We start from the raw sequence: 14,521 nt of genomic DNA on the forward strand, positions 1-14,521 counted from the left end.
TCAATAAGTCAAAAACAATAAAAGTTTAATTTTGAAAAATCATTCCGTTTTAGATTCTTATCTAAGGAATGGTTTTTCGTTTTCGACAATTCACACCCCTATACTAATATATTTTATCAGTTAAAATTAAGGCAAAAAAATAACGCTTAAGTTTTAATAACACTCAACACAGATTGTCGTTCAGTATTTAAAACAAGTTTCGTAACATCTGGTCTAGAATAATGACCTACACCATCGAAATTATGACGTTCTTCTAACACCTTTTGATAATCAACCACCCCAGTAAACAGTCCCTCCTTCCCAATAACTGGTGGAATGATCCATTCTCCATCGGGACCAGCAATACATGAACCACCGTTAGCAAGAATTTCTGGTGAATTCTCAATTATTTTCTCAAAATGAGGTGTTTCCTTTGGAAAATCTTGAATAGACATAAAACCACTAACCGAAACTACAAACGATCTACTTTCCTTAGCAATAAACTTAGTAATATCAAACGTATTTTTGTCCGCACCAGGCCAAACGGCTATATGCAAATTCTCTCCCTGAGCATATAGGGCGGTTCTCGGTAAAGACATCCAATTTTCCCAACAATTTAAACCTCCTACTGTAAATGCTTTTAATGGATGTACCTGCAACCCATTTCCATCACCTGGAGACCATGTTAAACGCTCTTCATAAGTAGGCTGTAATTTTCTATGAACCGATTTTATCTCTCCCTCTTCATTAATATAAACCAAAGAACAATATAAACTATGCCCTCCCCTATTTTGAGCTCGCTCAATAACACCTAAATAAATAGCTATATGGTACTCTTTAGCTAACTGACAAATTTCCTTTAGCTCACCACTTTCAATTTGAATCGAATTCTTTACATAATGTGCATGAATCTGTTTTTGAACTTTTGAATTAAATTCAGAACCGTTGGTTATTGACAACCAAAAAGGATACCCCGGTAACAACCCTTCTCCAAAAACGACTAGGTTACACTCTTCTTTCCCTGCTTGTACAATATACTTTTTCACTTTTTCTATAGTCTTTTCCTTATTAAGCCAAACGGGAGCTATTTGCGCCATCCCTATTTTTATAAGAGTATCCATTTATTGTTGATTTTCAGATAAATATAAAGAAAATGAGTTGATTAAATCTACTATACTTATATTCCGTAGCTCTAACTTAACATATCAGCTATATATATGATTTTTAACTCAGAAAAGATTAACTAAGGATTTGTATCATGCTTTTTGCTAATACATGGAGGAAAAAATAATAAAATAAGTTACTTTGCATAAAACTTATAGAATGCAAAACTCTTCATCTTTTCAAGTTTATAATGCTTCTGCGGGTAGTGGAAAAACCTTTACGCTTGTAAAAGAGTATCTAAAAATATTATTACTATCTGAAGATATTTTTCTTTTCCAAAAAATTCTTGCCATTACCTTTACCAACAAAGCAGCAGGTGAAATGAAAGAAAGAGTTTTGAACAACCTTCAAACTTTTGCCGATCGAAAAGAAAATGACATTTTACCGTTAATTCTGGATGAAACGAATTTAGACAAAGAAATTATTGAAAAGCGTAGCAAAAAAATTGTTGATGCGATTCTACAAAATTATGCTGGTTTTTCCATCACCACAATTGATAGTTTTACCCATAAAATCATCAAAAGTTTTGCTTTTGATCTTGGTCTGAGTCTTAATTTCGAAGTTGAAATGGATGCCGTTTCACTTCTTAGTGAAGCTGTTGATGTTTTAGTCTCAAAAATTGGTAGTGACAACGACATAACGAAACTACTAATTCACTTTTCATTAAGTAAAACTGATGACGACAAATCCTGGGATATTTCCAAAGAATTAAATGATATCTCCAAAATTCTTCTCAACGAAGATGATGCCAAACATATAAACTTATTAGCCTCAAAAGAACTTAGCGATTTCAATGGCTTACAAAATAGATTATCAAAAAGCAAAACCGACCTACTTCAAGAAATTAAAAACAAAGGAATAAAAGCTCTTGACATTATTGAGAATGCAGGACTAGAAGCCAAAAACTTTACACGTGGTACTTTTCCGAAATTTCTAAAAGACCTAAGCGAATTCTCCTCTTCTTTCGATTTCAAAAAAAGGAGCGAGACCATCGATAAAGCTATCGAAAACCATAATTTCTATACAAAAACGGCTAAACCTGAAATCCAAAACTCTATTGAAGGTGTTCTACCTGAATTGATTTCCTTATTTGAAAAGAGTAAAGAAATATATGGACAGTTAATTTTGTGTGAATTAGCTTTAAAAAGTTTAATTCCTCTAGCAGTACTAAATAATATTAACACAGAATTAAACACCATAAAAGAAGATAATAATATTCGTTTAAATGCCGAGTTCAACCAACTAATTGCGAATAACATTAAAAACCAACCTACTCCTTTTATTTATGAACGTATTGGACAACGTTTCATGCATTACTTTATAGATGAAATGCAAGATACCTCGACCTTGCAATGGAAAAATTTAATTCCTTTAATTGATAATGCTTTAGCTCAAGAAAACAGCAATCTCTTACTGGTAGGCGATGGAAAACAAGCTATATATCGTTGGAGAGGTGGAAAAGCAGAACAATTTATCAGCCTAGGCTCTAACGATGAAAACTCTTTAAACCCATTCCAAATACCCAAAGTATCTGAAACACTAGAAACCAATTTCAGAAGCTATGATGAAATCATAAATTTTAATAATGATTTCTTTCAACATTCAGCCAACTTTTTACAAAACACCAGCTACAAGCAATTATTCATTGAAGGTAATAAACAATCAGCAAATAAAAGGGTAGGAGGATGCGTATCGATAACTTTCTTAGAGAAACAAAACGAAAAAGAAACAGAAGTCTTAAAATACCCAATCAAGGTTCTAGAAAAAATAAACGAATTGCAAACACAATTCAGACTAGATGAAATATGTATTCTTGTTCGCAAAAAAAGTGACGGAATTGCTGTAGCAAATTACCTGTCTGAAAATTCAGTACCTATTGTTTCTTCTGAAACTCTGTTACTAAAAAGTAATACAAAAATAAATTTTATTGTTGATGTACTTCAGATCCTGCAACACCCTACTGATAAAGAAACACTTATTAATGTTTTATACTTTCTTCATGGCCATTTAAATATTAAAGACAAAAAACATCTTTTTATTTCCAAACATATTCATTTAACCAATCATAATTTATTTGAAAGTTTAGCTTCTTATAGTACTTCTTTTAATCTGATAGATTTTAACCTACTACCGTTTTATGAAAAAATTGAAAATATTATTAGAGGTTTTCATTTAAGCACTTCTTCTGATGCATATATTCAGTTTTTCCTTGATGTTGTTTTAGAACAGCAAAGAAACGATACGGACATCCAAAGTTTTTTAGACTATTGGGATCGCAAAAAAGACAATCTCAGTATTGTTGCTCCAGAAAGCACCAATGCTGTTCAAATAATGACCATACACAAATCGAAAGGCTTAGAATTCCCTGTGGTCATATTCCCTTGTGATCTGGATATTTACCAGCAGATAAACCCAAAAATATGGCTTAATAAACTTCCAGAAAACTACACTCCTTTTAATGAATTGCTACTTCCTTTTAACAAGAGTTTAAATTTCATTAGTAATAGAGGTAAAGAAATTTATGAACAACAGCGAGAAGAATTAGAACTTGATAATTTAAACTTACTTTATGTAGCTTTAACAAGACCCATTGAACAACTACATATTATAACTGATAAAAGAATTTCAAAAACTGGAGAAAACACTAATTATTACTCAGGAATATTTATCAACTATCTCAAGAAAAATGGCCTTTGGAATGATACTGATCTAGTTTATTTATTTGGAAACGACACGAGGAAAAGCGAAATAAAAATCTTAGAGAATAAAACAAAAACACAAGACAACTTTATCTCCTCTCCTTGGCAAGACCATAACATTTACATGCTGGCAAGCGCTTCCAAACTTTGGAACACAAAGCAAGAAGAAGCTATTGAATACGGTAACCTTATTCATGAAATGATGTCTAAAATCATAACGGCAAAAGATATACCTCATGTTATTACTGAATATACAAATCAAGGTATTATTCAAAAAAAGGACACTCATTTTATAAAAGAAACTATTTCCAATATCGTTAAACATCCTCTTTTAAAAGAATTCTTTGCGGAAGACGTCACTGTTTTTAGTGAACGAGAAATAGTTACTATTGACAATCAAATTATTATCCCAGACAGGTTGATTATTAAAAACAACATAGCCACAATTATAGATTATAAAACAGGGAAGGCTTCCACTCAACATCATCAACAAGTTTTAAAATATGCTAACGCATTAAAAGAAATGAACCTTGAAGTGCATAAAAAACTCTTGGTATATATTGGTGAAGAAATTTTGGTTGAAAAAGTTTAACCCACTAAATTTGACCCTAACAAACATTCAACCTAATAAACAGAATAAAATGTACGGAAAAATAAAGGAACACCTACAAAAAGAAATCCAGGACATAAAAGATGCTGGTTTATATAAATCAGAACGAATTATTACTTCTTCGCAAGATGCCGTAATTAAGATATCTACTGGTGAAGAAGTAATTAATTTTTGCGCAAATAACTATTTAGGCTTATCGAATAACCCTGAAGTTATCCAAGCTGCGAAAGATACTATGGACACACATGGTTTTGGAATGTCTTCAGTTCGTTTTATTTGTGGTACTCAAGATATTCATAAAGAATTAGAAGGTAAAATAGCTGAATTCTATCAAACTGAAGACACCATATTATACGCCGCTGCTTTCGACGCAAACGGTGGAGTATTTGAACCTCTTTTAACTAAAGAAGACGCTATTATTTCTGATAGCCTAAACCATGCTTCCATTATTGACGGTGTAAGACTATGTAAAGCTGCACGTTATAGGTACAATAACAATGATATGGCTTCTTTAGAAGAACAGCTAATTGAAGCTAATAAACAAAATCACAGATTTAAGGTTATTGTTACCGATGGAGTATTCTCAATGGATGGTATTGTTGCTGAATTAGACAAAATTTGTGATTTGGCAGATAAGTACGACGCTTTGGTAATGATCGATGAATGCCATGCAGCAGGTTTTATAGGAGAAACAGGAAGAGGAACCTTAGAACTTAAAAAAGTAATGGGACGTATCGACATCATTACTGGAACTCTAGGAAAAGCTTTAGGTGGTGCCATGGGCGGATATACTACTGGTAAAAAAGAAATTATTGAGATATTACGTCAACGTTCTCGTCCATATTTATTCTCAAATTCCTTAGCCCCTGCAATTGTGGGAGCTTCATTAAAAGTATTTGATATTCTATCTAATGACACCTCACTAAGAGACAAACTTGAATGGAATACCACATATTTCAGAACAGAAATGGAAAAAGCTGGCTTCGAGTTAGTTGGAGCAGATGCAGCAATTGTTCCTGTTATGCTATATGATGCTAAACTTTCTCAGTTAATGGCTAACAAACTTTTACAAGAAGGTATTTATGTTATAGGCTTCTTTTACCCCGTAGTCCCTAAAGAACAAGCGAGGATTCGCGTTCAATTATCGGCCGCTCATGAAAAAGAACACCTTGACAAAGCAATTAATGCATTTATTAAGGTAGGAAAGGAACTGAAAGTGATATAAATGATTGCGACAAAAAACTTGCATTTCTGGTAAGTTTTTGTAGATTTGTTTTTGTAAATAAGTTTTAACAACTTACATTTGCGTTATATATAAACGAACTTTTAATTTAAATTTTTAATAATGAAACAATTAAAATTAGCTGTGATGGCTTTGTTTGCGTTCGCAACAGTGGGAACGGTAAGCGCACAGGATTCAGACAACCCATGGGTAGTTGGTTTCGGAGTTAATGCTGTTGACTTCAGAATTCCTACTGAATTTGGAGACTACGCAAAAGACTATATCGGTACTAGTGACTGGAATATCTTGCCTTCAGTTTCAAGAATTTCTGTTGACAGATATTTAAACGACGGATTCAGCTTACAAGTAGCGGGTTCTTTAAACAAAATCGAAACTTTCAGAGCTGAAGACGATATGGATGAGCTTTATTGGGCTATCGATGCTAACGTAAAGTATGACTTAAACAACTTGTTTGGGGATACTTCTTGGTTCGATCCATATGTATACTTAGGTGGTGGTTATGCTAACCTAGGTGACGCAGGTGAAGGAACTTTAAACGCTGGTTTAGGTTTTAACACTTGGTTCAACGATAACTTAGGTTTAAACTTCCAATCTGGTGGTAAGAAAGAATTTGCTGACAAAGTTCAAGATCACTTCCAACATTCAGTTGGTTTAGTTTTCAAATTCGGAGGAAAAGATACTGACGGTGACGGTATATATGACAAAGAAGATGCTTGTCCAGAAGTTGCTGGTTTAAAAGAATTCAACGGATGTCCTGATACTGATAACGATGGTATTAAAGATTCTGATGATGCTTGTCCAGAAGTTGCTGGTTTAGCTGCATTAAACGGTTGTCCTGATGCTGACGGTGACGGTATTGCTGATAAAGATGACGCATGTCCTTCTAAAGCTGGTTTAGCTTCATTGAATGGATGTCCTGATGCTGATAGCGATGGAATTGCTGACAACAAAGATAAGTGTCCAAACACTGCTGGTCCAGCCGCTAATAACGGATGTCCTTGGCCAGATACTGACGGAGACGGAGTATTAGACAAAGACGATAAGTGTCCAAGCGTTAAAGGTGTTGCTTCTAACAACGGATGTCCTGAAGTTATCATTAAAGAAGAGGCTGTTAAGAAATTAGAGAATTTCGCTAAAGCTATCTACTTTAACTCAGGAAGAACTTCTTTCAGACCAGGCGTTCAAGGTAAATTAGACTTAATGTCTGCTATCATGAAAGAGTACCCTAAAGCTAACTTTAGCATTGAAGGACATACTGATAGTCAAGGTAGAGCAGCTTCTAACTTAAGATTATCTGAAAAAAGAGCTAAAGCAGTTGTTGACTATATCGTTAGCAAAACTGGTATCTCTGCAAACAGATTATCTTCTAAAGGTTTTGGAGAGGATTACCCAATCGCTTCTAATAAAACTAGAGACGGAAGAGCTCAAAACAGACGTGTTGAAATCAAAGTTGTAAAATAATTTTACTTCAACCATATAAAATCAAAGCCTCACCATGCGTGAGGCTTTTTTTATTATAATAAAAAACTAAAAATAGTTAGAAACATTTTTAAAATTGGCTTTAAAAAATTACCTTTGCGCCTTGAAAAAATGAGTTAATTCTCACTTAACAAAATAAATAACTTTAATTACATATAGTAATGTCTACAATAACAGGTAAAGTTTCTCAAATTATTGGTCCAGTTATCGATGTTGAGTTTAATACAGAAAACGCTGAACTGCCAAAGATTTATGATTCATTAGAAATAAATAAAGCCGATGGTTCTACTTTAGTTTTAGAAGTTCAACAACATATTGGTGAAGATACAGTACGTACAATCTCAATGGATGCGACTGATGGTTTACAAAGAGGGCAAGAAGTAATTGCTACTGGTAACCCAATTCAAATGCCAATAGGTAAAGATATTTACGGACGTTTATTTAACGTTACAGGTGAAGCTATTGACGGATTAGGTGATTTACCTAAAACTGGAAAAGATGGTTTATCTATTCACCGTTCTGCACCTAAATTTGAAGACTTATCTACTTCTACTGAAGTATTATTTACTGGTATTAAAGTAATCGACTTAATTGAGCCTTATGCAAAAGGTGGTAAAATTGGTTTATTTGGTGGTGCCGGTGTTGGTAAAACCGTATTAATTCAGGAGTTAATTAATAACATTGCAAAAGGTCACGGTGGTTTATCTGTATTTGCTGGTGTTGGAGAAAGAACTCGTGAAGGTAACGATTTATTGAGAGAGATGTTAGAGTCTGGAATTATCAAATATGGTGATGACTTTATGCACTCTATGGAAGATGGTGGATGGGATTTATCAAAAGTTGATAGAGCTGGAATGCGAGGTTCTAAAGCAACTTTCGTTTTCGGTCAAATGAATGAGCCACCAGGTGCACGTGCACGTGTTGCTTTATCTGGATTAACAATCGCTGAATACTTCCGTGATGGTGCCGGAGAATCTCAAGGAAAAGACGTATTATTCTTCGTTGATAACATTTTCCGTTTTACACAAGCTGGTTCAGAGGTATCTGCACTTCTTGGACGTATGCCTTCAGCGGTAGGTTACCAACCGACTTTAGCAACAGAGATGGGAGCAATGCAAGAACGTATTACTTCTACTAAAAAAGGATCTATTACTTCTGTACAGGCCGTATATGTACCTGCAGATGATTTAACCGACCCTGCTCCTGCTACAACGTTTGCCCACTTAGATGCAACTACAGTATTATCTCGTAAAATTGCAGAATTAGGTATTTATCCAGCCGTAGATCCATTAGATTCTACATCTAGAATTCTTTCTGCAGATGTTCTTGGTGATGAGCACTACGGATGTGCACAAAAAGTAAAAGAGCTTTTACAGCGTTATAAAGAATTACAAGATATTATTGCCATTTTAGGTATGGAAGAATTATCTGAGGAAGATAAATTAGTAGTACATAGAGCACGTCGTGTACAACGTTTCTTATCTCAACCATTCCACGTAGCTGAGCAATTTACTGGTATCCCAGGAGTTTTAGTTGATATTAAAGATACAATCAAAGGATTCAACATGATTATGGATGGTGAATTAGATAAGTATCCAGAATCAGCTTTCAACTTAAAAGGATCTATCCAAGAAGCTATTGATGCAGGAGAAAAAATGTTAGCTGAAGCATAATTCAATTAACAATTATTAATTAAATAATCAATTTAATTTATGTTTTTAGAAATTGTTACTCCAGAAGCTATCTTATTTTCATCGGATGTTGATTCTGTAACTGTACCAGGTATTGATGGTGAGTTCCAAATGTTGAATAATCACGCTCCTATCGTTTCTATTTTAGATAAAGGAACTATAAAAGTTCACGTTCATACTCAGAACAATTTATCTTTTGATGATTTACATGGTAGCATTGAAAGACTTCCAGCGGATGATAAAGTTTTAACTCTAGACATCAAGTCGGGTACTATTGAAATGAAAGATAATAAAGTAATTATTCTAGCGGACTAATTACTTTTAACATAAACAAAAAAGCCAAACCTAATTTAACACGGTTTGGCTTTTTCTTTTATTAAAAAAATAAGTCTTTTTAACTATCTTTGCTACATGAATACTATTTTTTTATTTATCGGAGGTCCTGAAATATTTATTATACTTTTAATTGTAGTAATGTTTTTCGGTGCCGACAAGTTACCTGAAATTGCTAGAGGTTTAGGTAAAGGAATGCGCCAAATAAAGGATGCCACCAACGATATTAAAAGAGAAATAAATGAAAGTGTTCAGGAACATGGCTTGGACTCCAACATTGTTCAAGACATTAATAAAGAAGTTAATGATGTTAAAGATAATATTGACGACTTAACAGGCCCTATTAAAAGAAACAGGTAATAAAACCGATAGTTTTACTTTACCCTACTTATTGTTAACCCATCTCTAATTGGCAATAAAACCGTTTCTAAGCGATTATCTTCATTTAATAAGCGATTATACTCTAATAGAACTTTTGTGTCGGTATCTTTAGGATTTAACTCTTCTACCACTTTACCACTCCATAATACATTATCAGAAAGAATTATTCCTCCTGAATTCATTTTCCCTATGATCAACTCAAAATAGTTTAAATAGTTAGACTTGTCAGCATCTATAAAAACCATATCAAACCTCTCCTCTATTTGAGGTATAATTTCGATAGCATTACCAACATATTGCTTTATTTGATCTTTGTATTCCGATTTTTCAAAGTACTTCGTTTGAAGTTCTTCTAACTCTTCATTCTTATCAATAGTTAACAACAATCCATCATTTCTTAGGCCTTCAGCTAAGCAAAGCGCTGAATACCCAGTATAGGTTCCTATTTCCAATATTCTCTTTGGTTGAATTAATTTAGAAATCATTGACAAAACCCTTCCTTGAAAAGCACCACTTAACATTCTTGGATTTAATACCTTTTGCCAAGTTTCTCTGGTTAATTCCTTTAAAATTGCAGGTTCTTTCTGTGAATGCTCTACAGCATAATTGTCTATTGATTCTGGTAAAAAATGCATGCTTACTATTTAAGTACAAAATTAAAAAAACGGAATTTATCTTTACAACAAATTCCGTTTCAATCTAACAAAAAATCAAAAAATGGTTTTTTTCAAAAAAAACCTAAAAGCTCTTTATATTATTTCTTTAATTTTTTCCTGCAAGGCTAACTTGTCCTTGTCTGTCATTGAATGTTTTTTAGCTCTACACTCAGTGGCTTTTTCCTTATAAACTCCAGTTAACATACCATTCTGTTTTGAATATAATCTACATATTTTACAAAACATGATATGCATATTCAGTTTTATTTTTTCCAATGTAGTAGCCTCTCCATATTGTGCTTTATCACAAATTGTTGTAGCCTCGTCACAAGATATTTTAAACTTTCCAAACATAAATTAATTATTAAACCAGTTCTTTTCCAAACAACCTCTTAATTGAGTTCTAGCTCTATGGATGATTACCCAAAGATTAGACGGAGTAATATTTAGTGCCTTACAAATTTCCTCAGTCTCAAACTCCTGCATAGTTTTCATTCTAAAAACCATAGCGTATTTTTCCGGTAAGCTATCAATGCATTTATCAATTTGTTCCTTCAGTTCTTGGTTTTCAATATACTCTTCAGCCTCATTCTTCCATGTCTGTGGAACTCTTTCTTCTATCCAATTACCTTCATTATCACCCCCATCATAAAAACTCATTTTTACTTCAGCCTGACCTTTCTTCGAATTAATCTTTCTATAATAATCGATCACTTTTCTTTTTAATATAGAAACGAGCCATGTTCTTTCCGTAGATTTCCCTTCGAAATTCTTGGCTGATTTTAAACCTGCAAAAAAAGTTTCTTGAACTAAATCTTTAGCTAAAGCCTCATTATTAACTCGCACAACAGCATAGTTAAACAAATAATCAGCATATTTATCTACCCACTTATCAGGCGATAAACTATTTTTCTCTTTGTTTGGGTTCATTTGGTCAAATATACACTAAATTTTATTTAATGGCGTACAGTAAATTCGACTTAAACCATTAGGTAAAACCTCAATTTTTTTTAGCATGCCCTTTAAATTTCTTTTTGGTTCTAAAACATCAATTGTTTCAGTTCTCACCGACGTAAAATACAGCATTTTATTTTCAAAATCAACAAACGGGCAATATTCTTCTCGTTTTGTATTAATATTATTTCCCATGTGTTTCGCAGTCATCCAACTACCTAAACTATTCTTTTTACTGATATACATATCTCCTCTACCCAAATCATCTTTTCTCCCATATGAAGTAAATATGATGTAATCTTCATTAGGAGAAACAAAAGCGTTATATTCAAATTTGTCGCTATTTACAGCATCATTTAAAGGTTTTGGTTTTAAATACTCTCCATCAACTATTTCGCTAACATATATATCTTCTTTCCCTTTACTATCTTCTCTTTCGGAAGTAAAATATAAATTTCCATTTTTAGAAACGGAAGGATAGAATTCATCCTTATCACCATTTATTGTTTCTCCTAAGTTAATTGGTAAAGACCACTTTTGCAGCAAACTTTCTCTCTCTACATACCATATATCCATATCTTTCTTTGCCCCAGCTCCTATTCTTTCTCGATTAGAAGCAAAAAACAACTTTAGTCCATCTGGTGATAGAAACGGTTCCAAATCCTTTATTCCTTTTTGACCAGAAAAACTGACAATTTCCAATTCCTTCCAATTACCATTAATTTTTTTCGATGAAACTATATACGAATACTCTTTTAAATACCCTTGAGCCGTAAAATAAATTTCAGTACCATCATTACCTATGGATATATCTCGAACATGCCCAAAATCACGAAACAATTCTGGTAAAAAAAGTTTTGATTCTTGACCACTAACCGCAAAAATTAACAGATAAAAAATAGCTACAAATCTCATTCTAATTTCTAGTATTATTACAATTCTTTCGTCTTCTCATATCGACTATATAAATAATCTCCCATTTACCATTATTATTAAACAATTGAAAAGAATTTGCACCACAATGGCTTAATTTTCCATTATAATAAAACTCATAAGGCGTCCAAACTGAAGCCAAATTACCATCTACATGAACTTCGTAGGAAAGTAACTTTTCAAAGTATATATCTTCCTTCTTTTTACTTGCAATAGCCTCCAATAATTCATTTCTCTTTTGGGTTCTTAATTGAGCATTCAACTCTTTATCCATAAAAGTAGTTTGCAGCTTTAACGATGTATGAATAGAAGACTTAACAATTGAACTATCCCCTTTATGCAAGCCTTCAAAAAAAGTATCAATGGTACTTTTTATTTTATTTTCTTCAGAAGAACTTTGCGCTTTAACGACCGCCGAAAGTGTTAAAATAATAAGGACAGTAATTATTTTTTGCATAATTATTGAATTTAGATGTCTAAAACTATTAAAAATTAATATTCAAAAAATTTAATTAACAGAAGATTAACGACATATTAATCTCGGCAAAATGTCTATTTTTACATCATACAAATAGATTATAAAATGTCAACAGCAATAAAACAGTACAAAAGAGTAACGGTAAAATCATTGGTTGAAATGAAAGCCAATAATGAAAAAATATCAATGCTTACAGCCTATGATTATACCATGGCGAAAATTGTTGATGGAGCAGGAATTGATGTTATTTTAGTTGGAGACTCTGCCTCAAATGTTATGGCAGGACATGAAACAACATTACCAATAACTCTTGATCAAATGATTTATCACGCAAGTTCAGTTATACGCGGAATTGATAGGTCATTAGTCATTGTTGATCTTCCATTTGGAACCTATCAAGGAAATTCAAAAAATGCTCTCGACTCTGCCATCAGAATAATGAAAGAATCAGGAGGGCATGCGGTAAAGTTAGAAGGTGGAAGCGAAATCTCTGAATCTATATCACGTATACTAACGGCAGGGATACCTGTTATGGGGCATTTAGGATTGACTCCTCAATCGATTTATAAATTTGGAACTTATACAGTAAGAGCTAAAGAGGAGGAGGAAGCGCAAAAGCTAAAAGAAGATGCTAAACTCTTACAAGAACTAGGCTGTTTTGCTCTTGTATTAGAAAAGGTACCAGCGAAACTGGCGCAAGAAGTGGCCGAAAGTTTATCTATTCCTGTTATTGGTATTGGTGCTGGTGGAGGTGTTGATGGTCAGGTATTGGTTACTCATGATATGATTGGAATGACACATGAATTTAGTCCAAGGTTTTTAAGAAGATACCTAGATCTTTATTCAGAAATGACAAAGGCTTTTCAACAATATATAAGTGATGTTAAATCTCAAGATTTTCCAAACGAACAAGAGCAATACTAACATAGAGTCAAACATACATCCGCTTTACCTAAAACCTTAAATAAGACGATTAAATTCATTCGCATGAAAGTATTACATTTAGATACAAATCATTGTATTTTGATCAACCAATTAAATGAACTTGGTTATACTAATGACGAAGATTACACTTCAAACAAAGAGGAAATTGAAGCCAAAATACATCAGTATGATGGCATTGTTATACGCAGCCGATTTACAATTGATCCTTCCTTTATAGACAAGGCTACCAATTTAAAATTTATAGGAAGAGTTGGAGCTGGTTTAGAAAATATAGATTGTGATTATGCAACTACAAAAGGCATACATCTAATTTCTGCTCCTGAAGGAAATCGAAATGCCGTTGGAGAACATACCTTAGGCATGCTTCTTTCTTTATTTAATAAATTAAATAAAGCTGACAAGGAAGTTAGAGAAGGAAAATGGCTTCGTGAAGACAATCGAGGTATTGAATTAGATGGTAAAACGGTTGGAATTATTGGCTATGGAAACATGGGGAAAGCTTTTGCTAAAAAGCTTAAAGGTTTTGATGTAGAAGTAATTTGTTACGACATTAAAGACAATGTTGGTGATGAAAACTGCCTACAAGTAAACTTAAAAGAATTTCAAGAAAAAGCGGAAATCGTTAGCTTACATACCCCTCAAACGGAACTCACAATGAACATGATTAATTCAAACTTTATTGATGGTTTCAAAAAACCTTTCTGGTTATTAAATACGGCAAGAGGTACATCAGTTGTTACAGAAGACTTAGTAAACGCTTTAGATAGCGGAAATATTTTAGGAGCTGGATTGGATGTACTGGAATACGAAAAAAAATCTTTCGAAAACTTATTTACTACAGAGCTACCAAATGCCTTTAATTATTTAATTAAATCTGAAAAAGTCATACTATCTCCACATGTAGCCGGCTGGACTACAGAAAGTAAAGAAAAACTAGCTCAAACCATTGTAGATAAGATCAAAAAAAAATTTTAGT

At 33.1% G+C, this 14,521-nt stretch carries 14 protein-coding genes; 8 read left to right on the forward strand and 6 right to left on the reverse strand.

What is annotated here, in order from left to right:
- Positions 1-146 precede the first annotated feature (146 nt).
- Entirely contained in the window at positions 147-1,100 is a 954-nt protein-coding gene (locus tag BLW23_RS10275; protein WP_093669505.1) for a carbon-nitrogen hydrolase family protein, read from the reverse strand.
- A 202-nt stretch (positions 1,101-1,302) separates the two neighbouring features.
- Between BLW23_RS10275 and BLW23_RS10280 the strand changes: the two genes are divergently transcribed.
- The 6 genes from BLW23_RS10280 to BLW23_RS10305 all read left to right on the forward strand — a co-directional run bounded on the left by BLW23_RS10280 (position 1,303) and on the right by BLW23_RS10305 (position 9,558).
- Positions 1,303-4,434 carry a UvrD-helicase domain-containing protein gene (locus BLW23_RS10280; RefSeq protein ID WP_093669507.1) on the forward strand — a complete coding sequence of 1,044 codons (3,132 nt, stop codon included), beginning with the start codon at positions 1,303-1,305 and terminating at the stop codon, positions 4,432-4,434.
- 49 nt (positions 4,435-4,483) lie between these two features.
- Complete coding sequence (gene kbl / locus BLW23_RS10285; RefSeq protein ID WP_093669805.1) at positions 4,484-5,677, forward strand: glycine C-acetyltransferase; 1,194 nt, start codon at positions 4,484-4,486, stop codon at positions 5,675-5,677.
- Between the two features lie 120 nt (positions 5,678-5,797).
- On the forward strand, positions 5,798-7,156 hold the full coding sequence (locus BLW23_RS10290) for an OmpA family protein (protein WP_093669509.1): 1,359 nt from the start codon (positions 5,798-5,800) through the stop codon (positions 7,154-7,156).
- A 179-nt stretch (positions 7,157-7,335) separates the two neighbouring features.
- A complete protein-coding gene (atpD, locus tag BLW23_RS10295) occupies positions 7,336-8,847 on the forward strand; it encodes a F0F1 ATP synthase subunit beta (RefSeq protein WP_093669511.1) in 1,512 nt (503 codons plus the stop codon).
- A gap of 39 nt (positions 8,848-8,886) precedes the next feature.
- The gene (locus BLW23_RS10300) at positions 8,887-9,180 is read left to right on the forward strand and encodes a F0F1 ATP synthase subunit delta/epsilon (RefSeq protein WP_093669513.1); all 294 of its coding nucleotides are present in this window, start codon (positions 8,887-8,889) and stop codon (positions 9,178-9,180) included.
- Between the two features lie 96 nt (positions 9,181-9,276).
- Positions 9,277-9,558 (forward strand): Sec-independent protein translocase subunit TatA/TatB, encoded by a 282-nt coding sequence (locus BLW23_RS10305; protein WP_093669515.1) that lies wholly within the window; start codon positions 9,277-9,279, stop codon positions 9,556-9,558.
- A 14-nt stretch (positions 9,559-9,572) separates the two neighbouring features.
- Here BLW23_RS10305 and BLW23_RS10310 read toward each other — a convergent pair whose 3' ends face one another.
- The 5 genes from BLW23_RS10310 to BLW23_RS10330 all read right to left on the reverse strand — a co-directional run bounded on the left by BLW23_RS10310 (position 9,573) and on the right by BLW23_RS10330 (position 12,579).
- Positions 9,573-10,214, reverse strand: coding sequence for an O-methyltransferase (locus BLW23_RS10310; RefSeq protein WP_093669517.1), 642 nt, complete (start codon positions 10,212-10,214; stop codon positions 9,573-9,575).
- A 114-nt stretch (positions 10,215-10,328) separates the two neighbouring features.
- Positions 10,329-10,589 (reverse strand): hypothetical protein, encoded by a 261-nt coding sequence (locus tag BLW23_RS10315; protein ID WP_093669519.1) that lies wholly within the window; start codon positions 10,587-10,589, stop codon positions 10,329-10,331.
- 3 nt (positions 10,590-10,592) lie between these two features.
- A complete protein-coding gene (locus tag BLW23_RS10320; protein ID WP_093669521.1) occupies positions 10,593-11,165 on the reverse strand; it encodes a sigma-70 family RNA polymerase sigma factor in 573 nt (190 codons plus the stop codon).
- A 15-nt stretch (positions 11,166-11,180) separates the two neighbouring features.
- The gene (locus BLW23_RS10325; protein WP_093669523.1) at positions 11,181-12,104 is read right to left on the reverse strand and encodes a TolB family protein; all 924 of its coding nucleotides are present in this window, start codon (positions 12,102-12,104) and stop codon (positions 11,181-11,183) included.
- Position 12,105: 1 nt separating this feature from the next.
- Entirely contained in the window at positions 12,106-12,579 is a 474-nt protein-coding gene (locus tag BLW23_RS10330; RefSeq protein ID WP_093669525.1) for a nuclear transport factor 2 family protein, read from the reverse strand.
- Positions 12,580-12,705: 126 nt separating this feature from the next.
- Here BLW23_RS10330 and panB point away from each other — a divergent pair, with 126 nt between their 5' ends.
- Both panB and BLW23_RS10340 read left to right on the forward strand, forming a co-directional pair.
- Positions 12,706-13,524 (forward strand): 3-methyl-2-oxobutanoate hydroxymethyltransferase, encoded by an 819-nt coding sequence (gene panB / locus BLW23_RS10335; RefSeq protein ID WP_093669527.1) that lies wholly within the window; start codon positions 12,706-12,708, stop codon positions 13,522-13,524.
- 63 nt (positions 13,525-13,587) lie between these two features.
- Entirely contained in the window at positions 13,588-14,520 is a 933-nt protein-coding gene (locus tag BLW23_RS10340) for a 2-hydroxyacid dehydrogenase (RefSeq protein ID WP_093669529.1), read from the forward strand.
- Position 14,521: the final 1 nt, after the last annotated feature.

This window comes from Tenacibaculum sp. MAR_2009_124 (genome assembly GCF_900105455.1).
Taxonomy (GTDB): Bacteria; Bacteroidota; Bacteroidia; order Flavobacteriales; family Flavobacteriaceae; genus Polaribacter.

Bases quoted from the DNA above. Each gene is read 5' to 3' on its own strand.
- BLW23_RS10330 (WP_093669525.1), bottom strand. From the start codon at position 12,579: ATGCAAAAAATAATTACTGTCCTTATTATTTTAACACTTTCGGCGGTC.
- panB (WP_093669527.1), top strand. From the start codon at position 12,706: ATGTCAACAGCAATAAAACAGTACAAAAGAGTAACGGTAAAATCATTG.
- BLW23_RS10305 (WP_093669515.1), top strand. From the start codon at position 9,277: ATGAATACTATTTTTTTATTTATCGGAGGTCCTGAAATATTTATTATA.
- BLW23_RS10320 (WP_093669521.1), bottom strand. From the start codon at position 11,165: ATGAACCCAAACAAAGAGAAAAATAGTTTATCGCCTGATAAGTGGGTA.
- BLW23_RS10300 (WP_093669513.1), top strand. From the start codon at position 8,887: ATGTTTTTAGAAATTGTTACTCCAGAAGCTATCTTATTTTCATCGGAT.
- BLW23_RS10340 (WP_093669529.1), top strand. From the start codon at position 13,588: ATGAAAGTATTACATTTAGATACAAATCATTGTATTTTGATCAACCAA.
- BLW23_RS10325 (WP_093669523.1), bottom strand. From the start codon at position 12,104: ATGAGATTTGTAGCTATTTTTTATCTGTTAATTTTTGCGGTTAGTGGT.
- BLW23_RS10310 (WP_093669517.1), bottom strand. From the start codon at position 10,214: ATGCATTTTTTACCAGAATCAATAGACAATTATGCTGTAGAGCATTCA.
- atpD (WP_093669511.1), top strand. From the start codon at position 7,336: ATGTCTACAATAACAGGTAAAGTTTCTCAAATTATTGGTCCAGTTATC.
- BLW23_RS10290 (WP_093669509.1), top strand. From the start codon at position 5,798: ATGAAACAATTAAAATTAGCTGTGATGGCTTTGTTTGCGTTCGCAACA.
- BLW23_RS10315 (WP_093669519.1), bottom strand. From the start codon at position 10,589: ATGTTTGGAAAGTTTAAAATATCTTGTGACGAGGCTACAACAATTTGT.
- BLW23_RS10280 (WP_093669507.1), top strand. From the start codon at position 1,303: ATGCAAAACTCTTCATCTTTTCAAGTTTATAATGCTTCTGCGGGTAGT.
- BLW23_RS10275 (WP_093669505.1), bottom strand. From the start codon at position 1,100: ATGGATACTCTTATAAAAATAGGGATGGCGCAAATAGCTCCCGTTTGG.
- kbl (WP_093669805.1), top strand. From the start codon at position 4,484: ATGTACGGAAAAATAAAGGAACACCTACAAAAAGAAATCCAGGACATA.